The 26,075-nt window shown below is 58.1% G+C and carries 9 protein-coding genes; 5 read left to right on the plus strand and 4 right to left on the minus strand.

Annotated features, from left to right (window positions below; translation table 11 throughout):
* Positions 1-39: 39 nt before the first annotated feature.
* Positions 40-8,238, minus strand: coding sequence for an ESPR-type extended signal peptide-containing protein (locus tag ABE434_RS08395; RefSeq protein ID WP_346478508.1), 8,199 nt, complete (start codon positions 8,236-8,238; stop codon positions 40-42).
* A 1,065-nt stretch (positions 8,239-9,303) separates the two neighbouring features.
* Here ABE434_RS08395 and ABE434_RS08400 point away from each other — a divergent pair.
* Positions 9,304-10,197 (plus strand): DUF4238 domain-containing protein, encoded by an 894-nt coding sequence (locus ABE434_RS08400; protein ID WP_346478519.1) that lies wholly within the window; start codon positions 9,304-9,306, stop codon positions 10,195-10,197.
* Between the two features lie 330 nt (positions 10,198-10,527).
* Here the strand turns inward: ABE434_RS08400 and ABE434_RS08405 are convergent, their stop codons facing one another.
* From ABE434_RS08405 to ABE434_RS08415, 3 genes are all read right to left on the minus strand, one after another.
* Positions 10,528-13,278 carry a hypothetical protein gene (locus ABE434_RS08405; protein ID WP_346478509.1) on the minus strand — a complete coding sequence of 917 codons (2,751 nt, stop codon included), beginning with the start codon at positions 13,276-13,278 and terminating at the stop codon, positions 10,528-10,530.
* A 1,674-nt stretch (positions 13,279-14,952) separates the two neighbouring features.
* Entirely contained in the window at positions 14,953-15,513 is a 561-nt protein-coding gene (locus ABE434_RS08410) for an SLATT domain-containing protein (protein ID WP_346478510.1), read from the minus strand.
* A gap of 118 nt (positions 15,514-15,631) precedes the next feature.
* A complete protein-coding gene (locus tag ABE434_RS08415; protein ID WP_346478511.1) occupies positions 15,632-17,023 on the minus strand; it encodes a reverse transcriptase domain-containing protein in 1,392 nt (463 codons plus the stop codon).
* Positions 17,024-18,036: 1,013 nt separating this feature from the next.
* On the opposite strand from ABE434_RS08415, the gene ABE434_RS08420 reads away from it, so the two are divergent.
* The 4 genes from ABE434_RS08420 (at position 18,037) to ABE434_RS08435 (ending at position 25,977) form a co-directional block, all read left to right on the plus strand.
* Complete coding sequence (locus tag ABE434_RS08420) at positions 18,037-20,430, plus strand: hypothetical protein (RefSeq protein ID WP_346478512.1); 2,394 nt, start codon at positions 18,037-18,039, stop codon at positions 20,428-20,430.
* A complete protein-coding gene (locus ABE434_RS08425) occupies positions 20,420-21,475 on the plus strand; it encodes a hypothetical protein (RefSeq protein WP_346465379.1) in 1,056 nt (351 codons plus the stop codon). Before ABE434_RS08420 ends, ABE434_RS08425 begins: the two co-directional genes overlap by 11 nt.
* A gap of 2,153 nt (positions 21,476-23,628) precedes the next feature.
* Positions 23,629-24,291, plus strand: a complete 663-nt coding sequence (locus ABE434_RS08430; RefSeq protein ID WP_346465377.1) for a response regulator transcription factor — start codon at positions 23,629-23,631, stop codon at positions 24,289-24,291.
* 411 nt (positions 24,292-24,702) lie between these two features.
* On the plus strand, positions 24,703-25,977 hold the full coding sequence (locus ABE434_RS08435; RefSeq protein ID WP_346478513.1) for a DUF1254 domain-containing protein: 1,275 nt from the start codon (positions 24,703-24,705) through the stop codon (positions 25,975-25,977).
* Positions 25,978-26,075: the final 98 nt, after the last annotated feature.

Here is a 26,075-nt window from a genome sequence, read left to right on the forward strand (position 1 = left end):
CGGGCTTCTTTTTACACTACGACATCAAGCTCTCTGCGCTTACCAGCTGATGCCGGCACCTGCCGAGACGCTCTGGTCGCTGCCACTGAAAGCACCGCCCAGCGAGACCGACACGTTCTTCTTCTCGCCGAGGATGCGCTGGTAGCCGACGGCCAATGCACTGCGACCGTTCTGCGACCCGATACCGGCGCCCAGGCGGTTGTCGCCGCTCAGACCGGCCGTATTGATGGCCATACCGGCGTAGGCCGCACTGATGGCACCCATCCGGTCGATGCGCTTGTCCATCGACTGGAAGCGGCTGTTGGACCAGTCATGCTCGGCCTTGAAGCGGTCATCCATCTGCTGCAGATTGACTGCGTCAGTGCCCTGGATACCCGCGGCGACATTGCTGACAACCCGTTCCGAACCCGCCGAGCCCATCGAGACTTCATTGTCCCGGGTGGTGGTGGATCCGCTGCCGATGGCAACCGAGTTGTCGTTCGTCACCTTCGCACCTTCACCGATGGCAACCGAGCCGGTACCACTGGCCGCGCTGCCCTCGCCGACGCTGATCGCTCCAGTGCCACCGGCCGAGCTGCCACCACCGACGCTGATGGAGCCGGTGCCGGCCGAGCTGCCACCGCCAACGGCGATCGAGCTGTCGCCCTCCGCCTTGCTGCCGTCGCCGACGCTCACCGCACCTGAACCGCCGGCCGAACCGCCGCCGACAATCAGCGCACCTTCGCCAGCACCCGGGCCAACCAAACCGCCCTCGGCTGCACCGTCGCCGGCAGGATTGCCGTTGCCGTTGCCGTTGCCGTTGCCGTTGCCGGAACCATTGCCGCTGCCAATCGAACCCTCGGCAATACCCTTCTCAATGGTGCCTACACGGCCATCCAGCCCATCCATCCTGCCCTGGATAGCGGCATTCATGTCGAACAGCTGGCCACCGTTGATCGCTTCCATGCTGCCCGCGCCGATGAACCCGCTGGCGACGTTGGCCAGCACGGTTCCCTGGCTACCGCCCAGGGTGGCACGCGACAGATCGGCACCGTCGTAGGTCAGCACGCTCAACGTCTGGCCACTGACCGGATCGATCGCACCGGCTGCACGCAGCTGGGCAATCGTCACCACGTCGTCTTCCTCCGTGCCGTTGGCAACACCGCTGACGCGACGCTTGCCGTCGGTACCTTCCATGTCGACGAGGGTCCCGCCCTGCGCTGCAGCGACCTGCACATTGCCGGTGACCTGATCAACCGTGACCAGACCGGACGTACCGTTGGACAGTTCCTTGATGGTCGTGCCCAGCGTGGTGAGCTCGGTTGCGTTGGTGGTCGTGCGGTCATCGATGTTGGTGATGGCATCGCCGAAGTTGGTCACCGTGGTCCCACCAACCGTGTAGCTCGGCTGGGACACAGTGCCGTCCGCGTTGACGACCGAACCGCCACCGATGGCTGCGGCCACACTCTGTGCAGTGCCCTTCAGCTGGGCAACATTCACCGCATCACCTTCGGCGCTGCCTGCAGCAACGTTGGTCAGCGTGCGTGCTTCGTTATCACTGTTGGCAAAGTCGACCGTGGTGCCCGCCTGGGCCGAAGCCACCTTCACGGTGTTGGACGCCGCATCGAAGGTGACCATGCCACTGGTGCCTGCCGTCAGCGCCTCGAACTGCTTGCTCAGGTTGGTCACGCTGCTGCTATTGCCCGTGACACGCCCATCCAGGTCGGTCAGCGAGGTGTCCACTGCAGCGAAGGTCTCGCCGACATTGCTGTAGCGGCCGCCACCGATCGTGAAGCTCGGCGCGGTGACGGAACCGTCTGCCGCAATGGAGGCGCCTCCGCCGATCGCGGCGGCAACACCCTTCACCTGGCCGACGTTGGCCGCGTCGGTGTCTGCGCTACCCGCCTTGACGTTGGAGAGGATCGTACCCTCGGCGCCCGCCAGGCTGACCGTGCCCTTGTCGGCATCGGTGTAGGCCACAGCCAGCGGATTGGCTGCACCACCGCTGCCACCGTTCTCACCCACGTACTTCTTCAGCTGGCTGAAGTTGACAGCATCGGTCTCGGCCGTGCCGGCCGCCACGTTGGTGATCTGCCGCTCATTGTTCAAGCTGCCGACCGACACCGTGTTGGCGCGGAGGTTCGTGCTGCTGCTGCCGAGCGACATCGCATTGGTCGCACCAGCACCCACGCTGGCGTTGCGGCCAAAGGCCATGGAGTTGGTAGCCGTGGCATCGATGTTGGCCAGGTTGCCGATGGCCACCGCGTTGTCGGCGTTTGCTCGGGTGTTGTTACCCAATGCAACGGCATTCAGGCCCGCCGAACGCGCATTGGCGCCGACCGAGAGCGTGTAGGCACCGGTGGCACGCGCACCGTTACCCAGCGCCGTGGAATTGTCGGCTTCGGCCCGTGCGGAGCCCATCGCCAGCGCGCCCTGACCTTCGGCGTAGGCGCCACCGCCAATCGCCGCAGCCTGCGAACCCTTCGCGTAGGAGGCGCCACCAATCGCCGTGGCAATACTGCCGATGGCGCTGCTCGATGCACCAATGGCCACAGCGGAGTTGTTGAGATCAACTACAGCCGCTTCGGAGCCTTCCGGGGCGTCGATCTTGATGAATGAATCGTCCACGACGCCGCGTGCATCCAACGCGGCGAAACGGCTGTCCACATCCTTGAGCGCGCTCTGGGTCCGCGTGTTCTGGCCGGACACCATCGACACCAGCTGGCGGTAGTTGACCGCGTCGTAGTTGCCCTCACCGTCGGCAACATTGGTGATGCGACGTTTCTGGTCACTACTGCCAACGGATACCGTGTTGTTCTGGTCGGCGACCGAGTTGATGCCGATGGCAACCGAACCGAACGCACTTACCTTGGCCGCCGTGCCGCCGCCCTTGCCACTGAACCACGGATTTGCGGTTGCAGCGGTCAGCTGGCTGACATTGACCGCGTCGCTGCTGTCCACGCCAGCGGCGAGGTTCTTCAGGCGGACCGGTTCACTGCCAGCGATCTTGCCCAGCGTAACCGAACCATAGTTGGTCGAACCGTCCTTATTCTGGCCGTAGACAACAGCGGCCAACGCATTGCCCTTGTCGTCCACCAGGCCCGTGCCGGACAACTTATCGTCCAGCTGCTTGGCCCGGCCATCCAGGTCAGACAGCGAGGTGTTGACGGCGCCGAAGGCACTGCCCACATCGCCGTGCTTGGTGGTACCCACGGTGTAGCTCGGTGCCGCAATGCTGCCGTCGGCCTTCACGGTGGAACCACCGCCCAAGGCTGCTGCCACCGAAGCGGCGGTGCCCTGCAGCTGCGCACCATTGATGGCCTCGCTGCTGCCGGCATTCACTGCACCTGCAGCGACGTTCTTCAGCTTCACTGCCGTGCCCGCCTCACCCAGGGTGACCGACGTGCGGTCGACCGTGCCGTCCTTCTTCTGGTCATAAGTGACGGCAGCCAGCGCATTGCCGTCCTCACCGACCAGGCCGGCATCTTCGAACTTGAAGGACAGGTCATTGGTGACTTCCTTCAGATCGGTCAGCGATGTGTCAACCGCGCCGAGGGCGCCGCCCACGCTGGCATGCTTGTCGCCACCGATGGTGAAGCTCGGAGCGGACAAAGTGCCGTCCGGCTTGACCTGGCTGCCACCACCCAGCGATGCGGCAACAGACGCGGCGTTGGCCTGCAGCTGAGCGCCGTTGATGGCCTCGGTGCTGCCGGCGGCTACCGAACCGGCGGCCACGTTCGACAGCTTCACCGCAGCATCCTTCGAGCCCAGGGTCACGGACGCATAGTCAGCCGAACCGTCCTTCTTCTGGTCATAGGTAACGGCAGCCAAGCTCTTGCCATCCTCGCCCACCACGCCCATACCTGCGAGCTGCTCCGCCATGGACTTGGCGCGACCATCCAGATCGGTCAGCGAGCTGTTCACCGCACCGAAAGCGCCGCCGACGTCGCCGTACTTGCCACTTCCCACGGTATAGCTCGGCGCGGTCAGCGTGCCGTCGGCCTTCATCGCCGCGCCGCCGCCCAGAGCCGCCGCCACCGAAGTGGCCGTCCCCTGCAGCTGTGCACCGTTAATGGCATCTGTGCTCGCGGCGGTCACCTTGCCGGCGGCCACGTTCGAGAGCTTCACGGCGGTATCCGCATTGCCCAGCGTCACCGACGCGTAGTCCGCCGAGCCGTCCTTCTTCTGGTCGTAGGTCACTGCCGCAATGGCATTGCCCTTGTCATCCACCAAGCCACTGCCGGCAAGCTGCTCGGCGAGATCATTGGTCCGGCCATCCAGCGCCGTGACCGACGTGTCCAGAGCGCCCAACGCGCCACCGATGGAGGCATGCGGCTTACCACCCACGCTGTAGCTCGGCGCCGAAAGGGTGCCGTCTGCCTTGACCGTCGAGCCGCCGCCAAGTGCGGCCGCAACCGAGGCTGCCGTGCCCTGCAGCTGCGCGCCATTGATGGCGTCGCTGCTGGCCGCGGTTACCTTGCCGGCGGCCACGTTCGACAGCTTCACCGCCGTGCCGGGCGTGCCAAGCGTCACCGAAGCACGGTCGACCGAGCCGTCCGCCTTCTGGTCATAAGTGACCGCCGCCAGGGCGTTGCCCTTGTCGTCCACCAGCCCGGTGTCCTTGATCTGGCTGGCCAGGTCATTGGTGCGGCCATCCAGGTTCGTCAGCGACGTATCCACAGCACCCAGAGCGCTGCCGACGGAACCGTGCGTGTTGCCACCCACGGTGTAGCTCGGCACGGCAATGGTGCCGTCGGCCTTGACCGTGGAGCCGCCACCCAGGGCCGCTGCCATGGAAGCGGCCGTGCCCTGCAGCTGGGCGCCGTTGATGGCGTCGGTGCTGGCGGCGGTTACCTTGCCGGCGGCCACGTTCGAGAGCTTTACCGCGGTGCCCGGCGTGCCGAGCGTCACCGAAGCCCGGTCAGCCGAACCATCCGCCTTCTTGTCGTAGGTCACGGCGGCCAGGGCGTTGCCCTTGTCGTCCACCAGGCCGCTGCCCTTGATCTGGCTGGCCAGGTCATTGGTACGGCCGTCCAGATCGGTCAGCGAGGTATCCACAGCACCCAGCGCGCTGCCGACGGAGCCATGCTTGTTACCGCCCACGGTATAGCTCGGCGCCGCGAGGGTGCCGTCGGCCTTGACCGTCGAGCCGCCGCCCAGCGCGGAGGCAACCGAGGAGGCCGTGCCCTGCAGCTGTGCGCCGTTGATCGCTTCGGTACTGGTGGCCGAGACGGCGCCAGCCTTCACGTTGCTGATCGTCGTGCCGTTTTCGCCGGCCAAGGCGAGCGAGGCTTTCGTTTCATCGGCGTACGACACCGTCAGCGGACCACCACCATTGGAACCGACGAAGCTCTTCAGCTGGCTGAAATTGACGGCGTCGGTGTCAGCGGTACCGGCCGCCACATTCGTGATCTGCCGTTCGTTCTTGAGGCTGCCGACCGACACCGTATTGGCACGGGTATTGGTCGTGTTGCTGCCCAGCGACATCGCATTGGTCGCGCCAGCGCCGACGCTGGCGTTACGGCCAAAGGCCATGGAGTTGGTGGCCGTGGCGTCGATGTTGGCCAAGGTGCCGATGGCCACTGCATTATCAGCGTTCGCGCGGGTGCTGTTACCCAGGGCAACGCCATTCATGCCCGCCGAGCGCGCGTTGGCGCCGATGGCCAGCGTGTAGGCACCGGTGGCACGCGCACCGTTACCCAGCGCCGTGGAATTGTCGGCTTCGGCCCGTGCGGAGCCCATCGCCAGAGCGCCCTGACCTTCGGCGTAGGCGCCACCGCCAATCGCCGCAGCCTGCGAACCCTTCGCGTAGGAGGCGCCACCAATCGCCGTGGCAATACTGCCGATGGCGCTGGTCGATGCACCAATGGCCACAGCGGAGTTGTTCAGATCGACGACAGCCGCTTCGGAGCCTTCCGGGGCATCGATCTTCAGGAACGGGCTATCCAAACCGACACGGCCCGTCTGCTCGCTCAGTGCCGACAGGCGCGTGTTGACGTCCTTCAGTGCACGCTGGGCGCTCGAACTGGCGTTACCCACCAGGGCGGTAACCTGGCCATAGGTTGCGGCATCGCTTTCTTCCTGGGCCGACGCCAGGTTCGTGATGCGACGCTTCCCCGACGCCGAGCCCACCGACACGGTGTTGGCCTGGTCGGCCACCGAGTTGATGCCCAGGGCCACCGAGTTGAAGCCGGTCGCCTTGGCTGCCGTGCCACCGCCCTTACCGGCCAGGAAGGTGCTTTCGGCCGGCGTTGCATTCGCCATGGCGTTCTTGAGCTGGGTCATGTTGACGGCATCGGTATCATCCGTGCCCGCCGCCACGTTCTTGAGCGAAACGGCACCCTTGCCGTTGCCCAGCGTCACCGAGCCATAGTTGGTCACACCCTTGATATCGCGATCGTAGCTGACAGCGGCCAGTGCCTTGCCGTCGGCTGCCACCAGCCCACTGCTTGCAAGCGTTTCCTTCAGTGCGCTCGTACCTGCGTCGAGGCTGGTCAGCGCATCGCCCAGATTCTTCTGTTCCTTGCCGTCAACCTTGTAGGCCGGCCCGGTGACCGCGCCCGTGGTGGGATCAATGGCTGCGCCACCGCCCAAGCCGGCCACCAGCGGCGACAGCTGGCTGACATTGACCGCATCGGTTGCAGCCTTGCCGGCGGCCACGTTGATGATGGTGCGCTTCAAGGTATCGTTGCCGATCGAGAAGGAGTTGGCCGACCCCGCCACCGACTCCGAGCCGAGCGCGACAGCGTCCTTGGCGGTCGCCTTGCTACGGACGCCGATGGCGACAGAGTTCTCACCCGACGACAATGCGCCAGTTGCAGTGACCACGCCCTCCGGGGTTTCGCTGATGCCACCGCCCAGCGCGACGCTGGCGGCACCTTCTGCTGTCGCGCCAAAGCCGACGGCTGTGGCGCGTTCGCCAGCAGCGTTTGCCTTCCAGCCAAGTGCAGAGGCCTTGGCGCCTACGGCAGAGGCTTCAATGCCAATGGCTGTGGAAGAGTCGCCGGTTGCTTTCGTGTTGCCACCGACCGCAACGCTGTACTTGGCTGCGTTCGCGCCCCGGCCAACTGCTACCGCCCCGGCGCCGCCTGCGACTGCGTTTCCGCTGGAACTGGCACCGGTCGCGCCGAACTGCAAGAACGTATGAACATCATCCTGAGCAGCTTTCGTAAGGGCCGTGTTGAGCTGGCCGACGTTGACCGCGTCCGTGTTGGCGGTGCCAACGGCGACGTTCTTCAGCTTGACCGGACCAGTACCGTTGCCCATGGTGACCGAACCAAAGTTGGTTTCACCTTTGACATCCCGGTCGTAGGTCACTGGTGCGATGGCCTTGCCATCTTCGGCGAGCAGCCCGCTGCTGGTCAGCTTGTCCTTCAGCGCCTGGGCGTTATTGCCCAGCCCGGCGAGGGCTTCGCCGAGGTTCTGATCCTTGCCATCCACCTTGTAGGTCGGACCGGTAACCGCGCCGGTCGTCGGGTCGATGGCAGCGCCACCGCCCAAACCAGCGATAAGCGGCGACAACTGGCCAATCGTAGCCGCGTGAGTCGCAGCCTTGCCGGGCGCAACGTTGACAATGACGCGCTTCAGCGTTGTATTGCCGACAGAAACCGTGTCCGCCGCGCCAGCAATGGAAGCTGCACCCAACGCTACAGCCCTAGCACCAGTGGCCTGTGCGTTCTTGCCGAGCGCCGTGGCGTCTGCCGCGTTGGCGATCGATCTTTCGCCGATCGCGGCCGCTCCATTGGCAGAAGACGTCGAACGGGTCCCGAGCGCGACGCCTCCCACTGCACCACTGGCAACAGTGGCGAATGAGCCAACGGCTGTTCCATCAACAGCGTACGCAGCCGACTGTGGGCCCACAGCGACCGCGCCCTCTTGTTGCGCGAGAGCCCTATAGCCGAGCGCTGCTGATTCCTTGTAGCTCGCCGTTGACCCTGTTCCAATGGCTACAGCATTTTCGCCATTTGCGGTCCCACCTAAGAATACGGCCCCGGTGCCAGCGCGTGGTGCAACGACACCAGCAGCATTAGCCGTATCCTCACAGCGCAGCCCGTCCTGAGACATTGTTTGTCCCGCGACACACTGCATCACTTCGGGCGAGTCAGCCGCCATCGCTGCACCTGCCGGCAGCGCCAGTGCAATCGCCATGGCCTTCGCCAACCGGGTGCGGCTCTTCTTGCCGCGCGAAACAGCGAGCTCGTGGGCGACTGCCCATGTGCCCGTCGAAATGTTGAAGATCAACTTGTATACAAAGTTCATGGAGTATCCCAGGAGCTGCGCGGCAAACTGCGCGTGAGAGTGGAGGGGCCTTGGTTCCGGTCTGACCGGATGGCTCCATCCTCCCCACCTGTCTCTCTGGGATATATCAGCGGTTTCTTAAAAATGCGTCTTAGGCTGGCTGCGAAGCCGATGTTACGTTGCCGTTAAGGCACGGCACTGTCCTAGAAGGGGTGACAGGCCTGCGCCCATAGTTTGTGCAGGCGGCTGCGCCCATAGTTTGTGTAAGCGACACCAACTATGGGGACATGGCTATAAGTAGCCATGTCCCCATAGTTTGGACGCCCATTTACCCAATAGTTGGGTACTTTCCAGGGGTGCTTACAAGCGGACTATGGGTGAATTTGCGCCCATTGTGTGGCAATCATCAACCCAAGATATTGATTAAATTGAACTTTACCCATAGTTCGTGCGTATGGCAGAGCATGCACATACTATGCGCGCACGCCCAGTGACCCGATAACCCGGCCACGCCAAAAGCTTGGATGGAAGACGCTGGCGGAATTGATGGATGATCAGATACATGCCTTCAAGTCACGCGTGGCGCTTGCAAGTTAAGACCGCCCCTTGTCCGGGAACGGGAGTGCTCCAAGGGGCAGCAAGCGACGGGTGTACTGTCCCCCACTCAGAGCTCATAGTCTTCTTCACGTGAGCCTTGAACCTGAGGTCCGTCTATAGGCCGATGGCATAGGACACCTCAAAGCCTCGAGCGTCGCCTCGCTCTGGCCGACAGCGGACGCCGCTACGAGGGATTGTGACGAGCAGCGACTATGCGGGATTGGTTTAAGAAGATATGTTTGGATAGGCAAGTGCGAGACAAAAGGCAGCCTTATTAATCGCTATCCCAGCTGCTGACGTGTCCTCAGCCTACGCTCCTATCTGCCAACTTTTGAAGGTAAAATTGACTGATCAATATTTCACTTGATCATATACGGTCTCCGACGGACCAGGCGTATTCAGAAGCCGTTACTGCTCGTCTATCGCTCAGCCTGTTTCGGAAGATCGCTGCATCAACTTCAGGCCACGCAGGATTGTAAATTCGTGACAATGTCCATCAGACAACATTGGGTGCCACAGTTCTACCTCCGTGGTTTCGCCACCTCCCCAAAGGGAAAAACAACTTGGATTACCGAGCTCAAAGACGTGTACGCCGGGGGCTACAAAGCATCGAAAGAGTCTGTAAAGAAGGTGGCCTATCTAGAACATCTCTATTCGCTTCCAGGTGCAGGGGGAGCGTTCCAGCCTGGAAAGCCCGCGGGCAAAGGATGGGACGACGGCGTTGACAAGGCTCTCCAGGCCCTGGAGGCAGAGGCTGGACACGTCTGGAAGGAAATAACGGGCCTGAAGCGCAATCTTGATCTTTCACCAGGTTCGGAAGCACGAAGAACAGTTGCGAGGTTCCTGGCAAGCATGCATCTCAGGAACCCCCGTATGGCCGCGGTCGCAAAGTTCGCGATGACGAATAAGTTGGTGACCGATGAGCAGGATCTGGAGCAATTCTACAAAGCCGTAGCTAGCGTGCCGGTGGATCTATCGGCAACAACAGAAGGAATGATCGACCGAATTCCATTTATTGCAGTTCAATTGAGTGAGTTGAATGAGATTTCATCTATCCTGACGGACATGCACTGGACAGTGCAGTACTTTTCTGGAAATCAGGCGGCCGGACCCCTAGTGACATCTGACACGCCGGTCTTCTTCGTAGATCGAGAAACGATGGAACCCACTCTTTTAGATAGTGCTGACTGCGCCGTCTACTTTCCGCTTTCAAGCCGAGCGCTGCTGATCGCTACTCGAGCGCGGACATGTAGCGCCAATGGTGAGATCTCAGCAGGAACGCTCCAAGGCGCAGATGCCATCAACCCTTTCATCGTTCATTACGGCCAAGAGCAAGCGTACTCCGGCTTCGAACTGACCAAAAATTTCCCGTTTCTTCGATAGATTCACGTTTTGAATCGATTACAGAATCCAAAGCAAGTGCTGCCTGTCATATTGTTTACTTTGTGTCGGTAGCGGGCGCTTCTGGCTAGGAAGATCGGCCATCGATGCTTACAGTTCGCTTTCGACCCAAGCGGCACTGATAGACGCAAATATGGACCTAATTCCAAAGGTCCAAGACTGTTTCGATCTCGGGGGTCAGGGGCTGGCGCTAGCACCTGAACTCTCACCAGTCCCCGATGGCAGAGGCTATGGAGCACTCGTTACACATCTGACCGAGAAAAAACCTGAAGCCCATCGCAACCTACCTGAACACTCTGCTGGCGTCATTGGCTATGGGGTCACATCTGCAGACTCTTGCACTACGTCCCTTAAGCTAGGATCAATCAATTCCACGATCAGGAAGACCACGTCCACCGCTCGATGATCAGACTCGTAGGTAGCAATGAACCCAGCTATCTCATGATCCTTGTCGTCTAACGCCGTGTGACTCCGATAGGCGAATGACGCGGGGACTTCATTCCTGATCATCTCACCGACATAGTCAAGTATTGGACGTAACGGCTTGTAGGAATAAATGACATGGAAGTAGAACCCGCATTTACCATAGTCGACGAGCTTGTGAAAGTGGGACTTTATGTTCTTTTTTTCGACAGACTTGCAAACCAACGCCTCGAGAACCGCGATTTCCTGACCTGAGGCGCGAATGACAAGATCTCGTTCCCCTGGATTTCCCTTTTTCGTAGATCCGCCTAGTGATTGATCGGCAACATCCCACTTGATAAAGGCGAGGTATGCACCGAGAATTTCTTTAAGAGCCGTATTTAAATCATTCTCGAACTTTGCATTGCTTTTTGGGCCTCGACTCGTCCTCAGACTTTTATCGCACTTCGGAACACGCTTCACATTCGGACGATCGCGAAGAATCGCACCCATGTGCTGAAGTCCGGCGACGGATTTCGACACCACTCGGACCAGAAAACCCCTGAGCCCATCGCCCGATGACTCAAACAGCTGACCTACTTGCGTTGGCCCTAGATCCTGCATCCTCTGAAGGGACAGCTGAATAGACGTTAGTAAGTCTACTGTTGTGGTCGCCATCACCGGAGCTTGGGCGGCTGCCCCGTCCCACAGTGATGCTCGCATCTCTACCAGATCACTTACAGGCCCGAACTCGTCAATGGCAGCGTCGAGAACGGTCCGTGCCTCAGCCTTACGCCCTAACTTTGACATCGCCAGCGCCGCGACATGCTCAAGGCCGATCATCTTTTTCTCGGATCGCATTGCTGCCAAGCTTTCCAACGCTTCCTCCGACCTGCCTAGAGAAAGAAGGAGCAGCCCACGATTGGCGAAGAAACTTTCACTCAACTCATCCCTTTTAGTCTGAGCTAGTCTATTCATCTCAGCGAGCAGCTTCTCGCCTTCCGTCTTCGCCTGCCCAACCAGTTGATCAGGGCACTCATCAAGGAGTAGACGCAACGCAGCAGCATAGGCGTTTTCTTTGTAGGCGGGCACACTCCCGCTATGAGCAGCAAGTCGTTCAAACATCAACTTGGCCTGCTCCAAGTCGCCGGCAGGGCGAACCAACTGTGACGTTGCCTGCCAGAAGAGCTGCGCGTTCTTAGCGCCCCTGAGGAACTGCCGATCAAGACCTTCAGGCAGACTCAAGCTGTCGAGCTCACGCCACTTCTTGCCCTTGAAAAGCAATCGGAGACGAAGGTCGAAGAGGTTGACTTTCACTTCAGGTGGCGCATCTGCAGAGAGCGACTCAGTCTCAGACAGATGTTGACCAGCAACCTTCGTCTCATCGACATCCAGCAATAGACCGATGCGTCGCAGCACTTCCGGCCAGGTCCATGCCGAGGCAGCGTTGGCCGGCCCCAATTTGCGCAACCTCGCCCGGATAATCCCTCTCCTCTTCTTCGGAAGCATCAAGAATAGCTCAGCTAAGAAAGCCGGATCATCGGACTCCGCAATGACTCGCAACATGCGGTTCTGCTGACGAGCATCTAGCGCCCGCCACGCTTGTGCGAGGTCCTGGGCCGGCGATGTCTGCTCCTTGCGGAAGATCCGATCTGGCTTGTATCGATCAGTGAGAGCCGACACACACCCTTTTTCACTATGTTGAACGATACTGACGGGAATCAGTTCTAACAGCGCATCAACGATTTTTCTAGGCACCGACGAGCTGGACCAGCCGCTCACTGCACGAGCAAGAATCTGCACGTGCATCCTGAGCGTCCTAGCGAAGGAGTACTGAATCGCGTGATCACTCTCTGCATAGGCCTTACGCGCAATACTCCTCGCATCAATGGGCTCCAAAAAAGACTGCGCGGCGGAAGGGCTAGCCAAGCCAATTTCCACTAAGCGCGCACAGAGCGGCGCCGGCAGCGAAGACGCATCCGTCCTATCCGAATTCAGATCACGGAGAACTTTTACATAGAGACTGATCACGGGTGACAGATCAAGACGACTAGCAGCTGGCAGGACACCCGCCGCATCAAGCACGGCTTTGAAGCGCACGAATGGAAGGTTAGGGTCACCTTCAGCCTGGGCCATGAGGTACTGCAAAAACACCGCCTGCTCATTGTCAGGTGCATTTCCCATTAGGCCGAGCAGATCTCTGCCAATGGCCTCTGTCTTCGTCGAATCTTCCGTAGGGGCGTGGCCGTGCGTGGAGTAACACCACGTGATCAGTGACGCCACCTCCAAGAGGTCGGCCCGCCCGCATCGAAGCTGATGGGCCAAGATGAAGAGTGACTCTTGGATTGCGAAGGACCGTGCCTGGGTGTCGCTAATGGCTCTGTGACCCGTCTGTCTCCCCACGGGATCTCGACTACTAATAACGAGTCTCGTGGCCCACGCAGACGTTCGCTCAGACAGCAACATGTCAACCAGGAGCGAAGGGGTGTTGTGGACTTTGAAAATCATATGCACCATCGCCATCGGACGCTCAGCCACCAGGGCCATGACCGCCTTGACGCTCACCACGATGTTAGATCCTCCGGAGGTCTTCTCCATCTCGGAGCAAAGTAGACCGTAGGCAAAGGCTATCGAACTTGGCTGCAGCAACTGCTCGTTCATCAGTCGCTGGACATCCGACCTATTCAGCCAATCAGAGCGATTGAGCAAGGAATACTCCCTACTCGGTCCCTCCCTTTCGGGGCATGGGCAAATTCTGGCCGTCCTGACTATTCTGTTCGTCGCCGCAACTTGAGCTTCCACGCCCTCCCAGTCGGCCCACACTTCCTGTCGATCGAGAACGCGAAGGGCCGCCTCGCGGCACAGTTTTCTTTCTAGTGCGTTCCAACGGTGGTCCCACTGCGCCGGGCAGTGGAGAAGCTCGCACCACGCCTGCCACTCCAAAAATACTCGATCAACCAAGCCATCAATGACCGTATCAGAGTCGCAGGCTTCCTCGGCATCGGCAGAGTCCACTCCCTCGTCAGCCTCTGTGAGCCTCACAACGTCAGCTAGTTCCACCTGACAAAGTTCGGTCCACAACCGCCTGGCTAGCCATAGTGCATCTCTGGCAGGTAACCCCTCAGCTGGTCGATCTTCCAGCCACTTCTTAACGTCCAGTGCCCGAGCACTCAGGCCACTGGAGTTAGGCCTTTCGACGAGCTCAATACTAGCTAGTCCCCAGAGAAACTTCTCCGTTCTGGAGTCCAAAGGAGGAGCATCTGCCGCGTCCACTGCCTCATCAATGAAGCGAGTCCATCGGCCACCGTCAAATTTTAACCATCCTCTCCGACGAAGCTCTACAGTGGATGGACAATTGTCGTTGACTCGCCCCGGACAAGCGTCCCAAGCCACAAGGGCATCCTCAGTAGCACCGACGTAGTTCAAACGGTAGCAGCGGCACAGCTCAATCAGGGGCGCCTCATCAAACGACGTACTTTTGTACCTGGCCTGACTTCCGTCCGGTTTAGGTATCCATCGCTCAAATTCACGCCTAAGCTGATAGCGGTCCTGTTGTGGTGGCCAAGAAGCCGTCCACGGCGATGTCTCAAATCCAACCAAGATCTCGGCCCCCGTTCATCCTGGTCGAATGATAGCTTCATTGGGCGAGCCCGGGCCCATCGGCAAGTCGACACGTACGTCGACACCTTCAAGCAAAGAGTGGTCCAGAGGCTCGGCTAGACCAGCAGTGATGAGCTGTCCACATGTAGCCCGTATGCGCTATGAACTCGGAGAGAACCGCCAGAAGCCCCGGCTCGTCGAGCAGCGTTCGCGTACTGGAAACCCTTTGGTCCAGGTCGCCGATCTCCTCGTCTTCTGGGTACTCGATGTCGAATTCGACAGAGCGTGGACGTCGTCCCGATGCTGCACTTCGTAAGTACAGTGCTGGACATGCTTACTCTTTGCTGAGTCTGAAACGAATTCACTTAGGCACGCATAGGCCTCTGCGCGAAGGATGCTGATGTGGCCGTGGTTATACGGCTGAAGCGAGATCCAAGGGGAAAACCTGTTCTTCAGATGTGTGATGCCAAGACGGTCAAACACATCTTCTCTTGCCAGCCTATCGAAGAGCTGCTCCATACCTATATACGGCCAATGACACCACCCTGATTTATCAGCCCTAGTGACAAGCACTACTGGGCGTCCACGGCCCAAACTAACCCACGCTGGGCAGCACCTTCGGGTTAACTGAATCGTTGGTCTACGTCACGGATGGCCCCGGGGCCGAGCATCTGATCGTGATGGTGCGTAAACACAAGAAAGCCCCGCAGAACGAATGGGGATCGGCAGCCAAAATCACTGAGCTAGCTGCCACAGGGGAAAAACTACTACTAACAAGGTGACGAGAACAGACATCACTCCCGCGCGGAGGTGCATGACTAGTAGAGAAACAATGCCGGGCAATCTGAATCGATAATCCAGGGGTGTATGATTTACTGGAAACTCCTCAAGAATCTTTGAGTACCTCTTCCCAATCGTTCTCAGGGCGGCCGGCCCAGTGTCATTCCCAGCGGCCACCTCTGCGACCACGTCGCGCCTGAGAGAATCAATCTTCCGTGCAGATGCTTCAAGTGACCTCGCTTGATCGATATAGCCAGCGGCTTGTTGCGCAAGCGTCATTGCTAGAATTGAAATCGACGAAAATGCCGCGTAAAACTCGATGTTCGGCACGGCCTTGAATCCAAAAAACGGCCGAAGCGACCAAAATATTAGGCATAGTGAACAGGATATTTGAGCCCAATAAGCATAATCATTCTGCAGCCTCAATCTTCTAGCGGCATAGAATCTAGATGATCGAGTAGGATGGAGAAGCGAGCTCTCCATGTAAGAAAGGGAACTTTGCATAACTGAGCTCATTTAATGATGGCCGCGGTAAGTTCTGACTGATTGCCCGTTAGGGATACTTTTCTTACTGAGGATTACGATTGCACCTTAGTGCCCTTCTCCCTAAACGATTGGAAGAAGCCCGCGGCCATCATGAAATGAGCCCAACATCCCGCTCTAACCTAGCCAGCCTAGCCTCTCGAGTTGTCTCGTAAAGTGCCTCGATTTCGGTCGCACCTATTTTCGCCCCCCTTCCCAGGTAACCGTACGACTCCAGAAAAGCAACCTTATCGGCGAGTGTGACTATTTCGTCATAATTCTTAACGTAACCTGCCATCTTACTATGCCGCGTCTCAAAAATAGATCTTACACACCGCTTTATTCGATGGCGCTGCGAATTGGTAAGTAGATCTGTGCGCCTAGCAAAGCGTCTGACAACAGAGTCAACAAGAACGAAGGGTTTCAAGTCATTTGATTCGTTGAAGTAAAACACCCATCCGTACTGCTTCCCACCAGAAATCGCACCAGTTATCAACTCATTGAGCTCATCAATAAAAAGCTCAGCAAAGTCGACATCAGACCATTGGATGAATTGCCCTCGACGCGGCAGAACACGTTTGCGCAAACAGCTGAATAGCCCTGCGATTGATCGCAGGTATTTATCGACACTCGACTTCTTAGGACGAACTAAACCATCCTTTATCTCATATCCCAAGAACTCGAATTCCTGGCTGAACTCGAATGTCTTGGACTTTGACTCATTGGCTTTCAGGTGGATTTCGGAAAGAGAACTCCGCACCATGGCTGAAAGAGACTCCACCTCGTCGGCGGGCACGAGGAGCAAGATGTCGTCCACATATCTAAAATACGCTACCTGCTGGGCCGACAGCTTGCTATCAACATCTCGCAAGTAAACATGCGCAAGAAAATTTGATATTGGCAATCCCTGTGGAACACCCACCCCAGCATCAAACCCAGACAGCTCCGTGCGGCGGTACGCCGCGGGAACAATAGGGGAATTAATCGATGAATGTAGCAACTTCAGAAGTGGCGTTTCTCCTATATGAAATTTCAACATCGCGAAAAGATGCGGGCGGTCGATTCGATCGTAAAACGACTCGATATCGAACCTGAGTATCATGGATCCCGGCCTTGCTGCTAGCGCTAAAACTAGCTCTCGGACAACTTGATTAGGTAAAGAGCGAGGCACCATACTAGGAAGCAACTCATGTAATACCTCCTTGATTGCCCATAGCACCAGTTTGTCGCGGATGGTAGGCTTCGCGATGACTCGGGGAGCGCGGGCGCGACCCTTACTAACCAGTTTCTCTAAGTATGGTGAGAAGCGGAAACTGCCATCAATGAGTTTTGCTGAGACTCTGGGAAGAACTTGCCCCGCATTTTTCTCGAAGAAATCAGCATCAATTCGATCAACGCCCTTAGAAAGTTTGTTCCTTCGGGTTGCGAGATGCTCCATTAGGGAAGACACCCCAACGTGCTTTAGCATTACCGCTTCAACTTCCTGCGCTGACACCTGATCCATTATGGAATCCCTTCCCTAAACCTAGCTAATTACGCCCCAAAGCCTTGAAAATAGCGCCACACATGTGAAATGTGACGAACATCTCACGCGGGGTCAAGTCCTTCGAGAGCGAGCGGGCGCATATCGCCGACAATTGCCAACCCGGAAGCTCTCGAGCGCTATCGTTGCGCCGTCGCCTCTCCCTGATTGCCAGCGACTTGGATCGGCGGACGCCTCCCTTCTACGGCTCGCCGCCACCCAGCATAGGAGCTAATGCACGTCGGCTGACTCTGAGTCACCCAGGCTTCTGTAGACACCTAGCACCCGCAGTGGACCGGCCCCACCACGTCTTGCCGGCAGGGAAGCTGACCGCGCAATCTGCAAAGTAACACCACAAAAGGCGCCATCCCGAAGGCGTCGGCTGTTACGCGTAAGCCTTTGATTTGATGGAGCCCATAACCATTTATGGCTCCTAATGGCCTGCCGAACCCAGATCGCTTGCAACGGACCGTGGATTCCGTATGTTTCGGTGGCATGAGCACCCTTTCGCTACCAAGAGCAGCACTTCAATCCCAGTCCGAGGATGAACTGCTAGGGACGATCGTGGATGAGTTTGGACTCTACGTACGTATTGCCGATGCTTGGCAGGCCCTGGGCTTCCGCAGTCTCGAGGCAGCAAGGCGTGCCGCCGTCCAAGGCCGCCTAGGCGTTGACGTGGTGCATATGCCCGGCCGTCGAGGTCGCGTAGTCCCTTCACAAGCCCTCGCCCGCTGGCTCTTCGTGGCCTCAAGAAGCAGGACCCAATAACCTGCTCGCCCTCATTTCCGCAGCGACCGTACAGGAGAGCACCCATGCGATGAGCTGAGTTCAACCACTAGGGTAGAAACAACAAACCCCGGCTTGCAGGCCGGGGCTTGTGTGCAGCTAGCGTTTGGATCCGCTGAGCTGAATCTACCCCCGTCCCGTACTTCTTTCAAGTACCCGCGCGGCCGGGAGGGTGAGGTATTGCCCTCGCCCAGCCAAGGGAGGCCTAGATGACGCCAGATGAACTGCAAAACCACCTAAGAACCTTGGATCTTTCTTTAGAAGACCGGGCATTCGCGTTTGACCTGTACGGCCATGGTGCCGGGCGAACCGTCGGCGCCTATGCACTAGACAATGTGATTGTCGATTTCAGTTCCAAGAAGTGTCGCGCAATACGCCGGCTCGAAAGCCACACAGTTGAGCAGACATATGCCTTAGAGCTTGAGCTGGACCCCGACGTAATTTCGTATGTCTGCCAAGTCAGGTGTCACGGCATACGACGAGGACGCCACATAAGCACCGCACACGCAGATTTCTTCGTGATTCGGAGGTCGAATGTTGAGGTGGTCGAGTGCAAGTCGATCACCAAGCTTGATTCGCTGGTTAAGAAGAAGCCAGATGAGTGGATTCGGGATGGCAGCCATTACCGTAACCTGGCGTATGAGCGATGGGCGGAGTCGCATGGAATTACGTACGTCGTGCGGGCCACCTCCCCATACAACAGCCGCTACCTCCGGAACCTGCAGTTCATCTATCAGAGCTGGGATGAGGAGCTATCACTCGCCCGCCGCGAGGGATTCATAGAAGTCCAGAAGCGACTCACCGCAGGGCCTAAAAGCATCTCAACGTTGATGGTAGAGATAGCTTGGTTCAATGCCGGAATTGCCGCCGCCCTGCTCGCCGATAAGCTTCTTTTCGGCCCGATAGAACATGTGCCTCTCATAGACGTACGGAACTTCTACCTTAGCCTTAATCCGGAACAGGCGCTGGCCATCGGTGTGGAGTTCAGTAAAGGCATCGACACTCTCTATCTGGACGCGAGCGATCCAATGTCACTCGCCAGTTCAACCGACGTGGAAAAAGCGGTTGCAAGACTCAAGAAGCTCGACCGAGTCATCGCAAGTGGAGAGCCCTTGCCTCGCCGCATGCGGGCTCTGGAAAGGAAAGTTAGGGCCGCACGCGCGGAGGGGCGAAATCCGCTGCAAGAAGCGCTTACCAAATATGCAAACTCCGGGAACAGGTCAAGCCGCCTCACGTCCACCCAAACGGAGGTTCTCAACAAAACAATCAAGTCCCACTGGCTAGGTGGCTTGGTGACGAGCAAGTCTGATCTACATCGAGAGCTCGTCGGCCAGTGTGAAAAGCTCGGCATAGTTGCGCCCGGTTATAAGGCGCTCCTAAGCCGAGTGAAGAACACGTCCCGAGCGGTTCGCGATCTTGCGGTTGGCGGAAAGCGTCGATATCAGGCAAATAAGCCTCGCTCTGACGCGCGCGTAAGATCGGGATCCGCACTGGCCGTACATTCCGTGCTTCACGTTGATGCGACAAAGATCGACCACAGAACATTCATCCAAGGACAAGAAGGCATGGAGGACCAGTGCCCGCTGCTCTATTGCGGACGCGACGAAGCTTCTGGACACGTCATGGCGCACGCGTTTGTCTTCGGTCCAGCCAGGCGGGATGGAATTCTCATACTCTTGCGGAACTATGTTCGAAAGCACCAGAAGCTCCCTCATTCGATACTGATCGATCGGGGCTCTGACCTAAAGTCCGTCCGATGTGAGGTCTGCCAGATACCTGGAGTAACATTTCTTACGGCGCCGACTGGCGGAAGCCGATATAACTCTGAGTGCGAGACCATCCAAGGCCAGATCAATGCGATGGTGAGTCATCGGTTGATCGGCAGCACGAAGCCCGATCAGGCCGGAAGAAGCGTCGACGGAAAGTTCAAGAGCCGCTCGACCGCTCGAATGGAGTTCTCGACCACCGAGTCCGAGATCAATGAGCTCCTGTACGGCCTGCTCCCACGGCTCCCTGGCGCAGATCACTGCGGATCTGGTGAGCGCATGGAAGAACTCATCCGCTTGGCACCTAACTCAGGCCTCCCCATCGTCTTGAACGACGACCTGCTTTTCCGCACCGCTGTGAAGCTTAAGTCAACGTCTTATGAGACAACGCGCGGATTCCGCTTCTGCGGAAGAAACTACACAAATTCAGAACTCTGTAGCCGCCTAGCCTCTGAGAAGATTCTGGAGGCGCGTCGGGACCCAGAAGATACAACATTCGTATGGATTCAGACGACCGCCAGGCGCTACAAAGCGTGGTGTTCTGAGGTTACCAAGATCGGCCACTACACGCCTGAAGATCGATTGTTCGAGGCAATGTGGGATCAGTTCCTTCGCCCGGAAACGGTGATTAGGAAGGAAGACATCCAAAGGCAGAACTACGAAAGGACCAGCGCGGCTAATGCAAGACAGCGCTCTTTGGATGCAGAGCAAAGGAAGGGTGAGAACAGTGCGCCTCCTCTTAGGAAATCAAAGCCGCTCAAAGCGGATGGCGGTCTGAAGATTGACTTCAGTGCTCTTCCTGACCTGGTCACCGAAGGTAGTCGCGATGAGCATTGAGTTTCCGTTGGTCAATCTGCTCTGTAACGAGTCACTTCCCTTCATTCCACACGAACGGTTCGTGACAGCTGAGCGCGAGATGCTTGGCTCCATTGCACGCGCGAGGCCCGGGGAGTTCGTATGGCTTGTTGCCCCGTCGTGGTCAGGCAAGAGTGAGCTGCGACGTCGTCTTATGCCATCGCTTGCAGGCCGACCTAAGCACTGGCCTATCGGCAGCATCCCCTTGATCTCAGTAAGAGCTGTCCTGAACCAAGGCGACAAGTTCAACCCCAAGGATTTTGCCTTGAGGCTCCATCAGGAGATCACAGAACCTGAGATAGGTTGGCTAGAGCCTGACTCCCATCTTGGCAGTCCCCACAGGTTTGACGAGTCTGCTGAAGAACGCGCGTCCTCTCATTTCTGGCAAGACGTTCGATCGCGTCGAGCGGAGAGAGAGCTCCGACTCTCCTTTGAAAGAATGGCGAAGGTTCGCGGCCTAAAGTACATAGTCATCGACGAAGTCGCAAATATCTGTCGAGTCACAAGGACGCAGAGTGCTCGCAACTACATGCTTGGAATCATGGCCCTCATCGAGGAGATCGGCTGCGCGGCGGTCATGTTCGGTACGCATGAGGCCTCTCCCCTCTATGAAGATGCTCAGGAAATCTTCAACCGCTCGGACATCGTCTACATGCGACCGTACAACCTGAAGATGCAGCAGGACCTAGTAGGCTACGCGACGTTGGTAAAGGCAATCGGCGCAGGCTTTCCGTTATCCCATCCCACTCTGCTTCAGGACAACCTGGAGCTGGTTGCATTGAATGGAGGAGGAATATTCGGCCCAACTGTAAGATATCTCCGACGTGCAAATGAGCTGAGGTGCAGAGCTGGATGCTCGAAGCTGACTTCTGACCACCTCAAGTCGGCTTCAGGCACACCAAAGAACCACAGCTCGTTCTGGCGAGACATCGATCATTTCAATCGTCTTGCGAGCTCAAAGCCTACAACGTCACTAGCCGACTACTTGAACATTGAGCCTAGCGCTGACGGTGCGGCCGGCGCATGACAGTTCACATTCCAAACTGGACGAAGCTTCCACCCCTAAAGCTCATTGGGGCTGGGACCTCCGGCACTGAGTCCCTCAGTAGCTACTGCCTGCGACTAACGACCCTGTGCGCAGTTCCTTGGTCATCGTTTATCGCTCTTCTCGATGCTGCATCAGGGTCTGAGCCAGGCACTTACAACGATTGCTCGAGGCTATCCGGCTCCGGTCCTGTAGTGCGCAGGCGAGCGAAAGCGCTGGAACGATTAACCGGTCAGTCACTTCTAGGGGGAACGCTCCTAGGAATCGGTGAGCTTGTCTCAGGGAAGTCAGCGACGCTTTGCAAGGGTGCATCGTGGTGTCCAAGATGTCTAGTCGATAGCGTCCAGGAAGATGATTTTCCATATTCGCGTTTGATCTGGCGCTTCGCTGCGTACTCTCACTGTGCCACGCACGGAGCGAGAATTGAAAACACCTGTCCACACTGCGGCAGTTCTGGGTTCAGAGCTGTGAACATCTTAGTGTGTCCAGGATGCAAGGGCTCACTCACCGTCGGCGCACGCTTCGATCCTCCAAACCGTGCTGAGAAATGGACAAACCACTGCGTCGAAGAGCTAATCCAATGGACCGCCGATGACCCCGCTCGGGTTCTGGAAAGATCCAGGCTGTTAGCGTTTGTCCAAGCCGTGGACGATGTTGGCGAGGCCAAGAACCAACGTTACCGGCCACTCAAGACGCATAGAGAGGATTTCGTTCGCTACATGGTATGGCGCGACGCCAATGTTCCGACATTGAGATTGCGACCAAACATTGGGCGAGTAGACTTGGGGGACCTTCTCAGGGCGGCAGCGAGACAGTGTGTCTCTGTGCTGGACATGTTGCTCAGACCAGCAGAGTGCGCATCTGCGCTGCTGCCAGGGGTTCACTATTCCGTCGACATCCCACTTGGACGCGCAAATCTTCCCGATGCGTGGATAGCATTCTCCAAGACAATCGAGGCGTTGATTTCAGACACGGCTTGCCTCCTGCCCTCAATGCAGGAGTTGGCTCGCACTTGCGGGATTCGTGGCTACGACAGCAAATGTTTTCCCGGTCAGGTTGCCCGCTATTCCGCCCAGCTGCGCATGCAACGTACGCTGTATCGGGACGTTCCACCCCATCGCGTGAATGCTGCCTTTCATCAGTCCGTGCGACAGCTTAAGGAGGGCCTCACACCGCAGCAGGTGCATGGAGCGATTCAACGATCGTTGCCGGCGAACAGTGCGACTACCCGGCAGATTGTTCGATCAGCATCTATCGTGTATCAGTCCATGTTTCTCCTACGTACGCCATGAGGAGCGAAGGTAGTGAAGGAGATTGCGGGTGACTTCGCTTTTCAGCCCGAGTGTGGGGGCATCGACTTGAATCGAGCGTTCTGCGTCCTTATCGCTCCAAGTGACTTTCAGATATGGCTTGCGTCCTCGCGTCCGCTTTCGGCCAGAAGCAGAAGCCGCTTATAGAAGGACGTCCGTCGTCATCGTCGACTTAAAGTGATTGCGCAGCTGCATTTCCTGGGAGTGAGATGTCGTCCCATGCCTGTATCCGGCTCTGGATTCAGTCGCGCGACGCAAACTCAGTATGACTGTTTACCAGCAACAGTAGTGTTGCAGGCCAAGGTCTACGCCAGCGAAGACCGAACGGCTCTGACATGGAAGGGCTGGCGACGGGGCGAAGCGCTTCACCGGCTCGCATGTGTCAGGGACTTTTCCAGCCGCCTTCTGTTGGGAAGCCACCCCATTGAAATAGTAACGCTGCTCTGGACGGGGCAAGTCCCGCAGGAAGCCGGACAGCAAAATGCAGCGAGGACTGCTTGACGGCGTCTCCTTGATCTTTCATGCGGGCCAATCTGTCCATGGGGAAGGCGCTGGAAGTGGCCACCTCTGCGCCACATCGCCACATCGCCACATCGCCACATCGCCTTATTCGCGCACGCCTGTCACATCTGAAGCGTGCAAGCATCACAGAACGAGACATCTGTTCCGTGAGCACGGCTGGAAGTTGCCGCCCGATGGATTAAATCACAAGGCCCTCACCCGCTCCGTAGCCAATATCCAGATTCCTGAGCAAGGATAAGCCGCGCCTTCGAAGTGGCATTTATCCATGCAATCCCGAACACCATTGTCGAAGGAGTGAAATGCATGGATCTCGCTCTCCTTGAGAAACCCCGCTGTCGGGGTAGAAGTGTGGTGCTGGCAGATGACCACACTTTGGTGGCCCAGGGGATCGAGCGGCTGCTGATGAATTCCTTTGAATCAATTGTGTTGGTATCCGACGGGGAAAAGCTGATCGAGACGGTCGAGCGCGACCCGCCAGACGTGGTGGTCGCAGACATTAGCATGCCCGGCATTAGCGGAATCGACGCAATGAAAGAGATTCTGGAGCGAGGCTGCAGAGTTCCCTTCGTGTTCCTGACCATGCACGATGAGCCGTCTCTGGCTGCCGGGGCCATCCGCGCGGGGGCACGGGGCTTCGTGCTCAAGAGCGCCGCCGGAGAGGAACTGATCTTTGCCATTAAAGAGGTCTTGAACGGAAATACATATGTATCGGCAAGCGTTGCCGCGCAGGCCATCATTCATGGATCCACGACGCAATACATCCCGACAGATAAGCAGCTGCGTGTGCTCGAGCTTCTAGCGCTCGGGCTTCGTGCCAAGCAGATTGCGCATAAATTGGGACTCTCGGTCCGAACGGTCGAATCACACAAATACGCGATGATGCAAGAGCTGGGTGTGCACGGGACTATTGAACTCGTGCGTAAAGCCGAGGCTCTCGGGGTAGTTTTTCTTCGGACCGAAGGGTAGAACGTCGTGGATCAGATCGACGAAAAATAGCTCGGACCAGCTAGGCCACCGAGCTTAACCCTTGGCACCAGTAAAAATACTGAGCGGAACACAGTGAATACGCTCTTGCCAACCCTGCGGCAGGGAGAACAGAGTGGAGATACACCCTCTCATGCGCCTCGCGGGAAAGAGCCGCACTGGTGTCGCCAGCATCGGCTGCGCTTGCGAGCAACAATTTTCATCACCATACCCCGCCTACTCGAGCCCATTTCCATGCGCCCAATGCCTCGTGGTTCGTCCCTCTTGCTGATGTCAGTCCTGTTTCTTCCAGCATGCCAGCGGCCTGAGAGCCAGCCCAATCGAGTGGAACCGACGACGGCTCCAGATACACGATCGGCCGCGGCAGACGAACAGGACGAGGCAGAGGCGCGCGTGATCGCGAAAGATGCCTACATCTATGCGTTTGCGATGCTCGAGAACTACAACACGCTCTACAAGCAAGTGGCCTCGCCTGATGCGCCCGAATACATCGGCGGCTTCGGCAAATTCAGGCACTATTCGCAGCTCTACACGCCGGATAACCACGATGTCGTTACGCCCAATAATGACACGCCCTATTCCTGGGCCTGGCTGGATTTGCGGGCTGAACCTTGGGTCGTCACGGTGCCCAAGGTGCCCGAAGGACGTTACTACGTTCAGCAGTGGGTAGATCTGTTCACCTACAACTTTGCCTACATCGGGTCGCGCGCCACCGGCAACGGCGCCGCCAGCTACCTGATCGCCGGGCCCGGCTGGCAGGGCGATACGCCTGCTGGCATCAAGCAGGTTTTTCCTTCGGAGACCTCGCTAGTATTGACGCTCACACGCACCGCCTTGAACGGACCCGACGACATCGGCAACGTCAAGAAGATCCAGGAAGGGATGAAGCTGCAGCCCTTGAGCAGCTACCTGAAGACGCAGGCCCCTTCGGCGCCGCCAGAGATTCAGTTCCCCGCTTATGACGCCGATAAGGTCCATTCCCACGATTTCATCGCCTATCTGAATTTCCTGCTGCAGTTCACACAACCGACGAATCCGAGCGAAGCAGGCCTTATGGAGCGTTTCGCGAAAATCGGGATCGGCCCAGGACGACCGTTCGACGCCAAGTCCCTGAGTCAGGCTCGCTTGTCGGCGATCGATGCCGGCGTAGCCGATGCGAAAGCCGCAATGGCCGAGAAGGCCAAGGCAACGCTATCGTCCAACGGACTGTTTGGATCGCGCGCGGTTCTGAAGGACGACTACCTCACCCGTTCCATTGCCGCCGAGAAGGGACTATATGGGAACTCCATCGAGGAAGCGTGGTATGGCGGGTATGTAGGCGACGGCAATACTCCTTCGGTGATCCACTTCAGCAAGGATGCCATCCCGCCTGCGAAGTTCTTCTGGTCGGTCACGCTGTATACCTTGCCGGACCGGTTCCTCTACGCCAATGAACTGAAGCGGTATTCCATCGGCGACCGGACCCCCGGGCTCAAATATGACCCCGATGGCGGACTGACCCTCTACGTCGCCCACGTCTCGCCTGGGAAGGAAAAGGAGAGCAACTGGCTTCCCGCGCCGGCCGGTCCTTACAGTGCTGTTGGGCGTGTTTACGGCCCGAGCCGCGCCGCCATCGAAGGCAAGTGGAACCTGCCTCCCCTGCAGCCGGTGCCGACCCCGACCCCCTGATTCAAGGAGAGATGCATGTACCACCATCGAATTCGATCGGCTACGGGAATCGGGATGCTGCTTGCCCTGGCCAGCGGCATGATGCTCAGCGCCTGCGG

It is taken from the genome of Stenotrophomonas sp. TWI1183, assembly GCF_039673115.1.
Classification (GTDB): Bacteria; Pseudomonadota; Gammaproteobacteria; order Xanthomonadales; family Xanthomonadaceae; genus Stenotrophomonas; species Stenotrophomonas maltophilia_AA.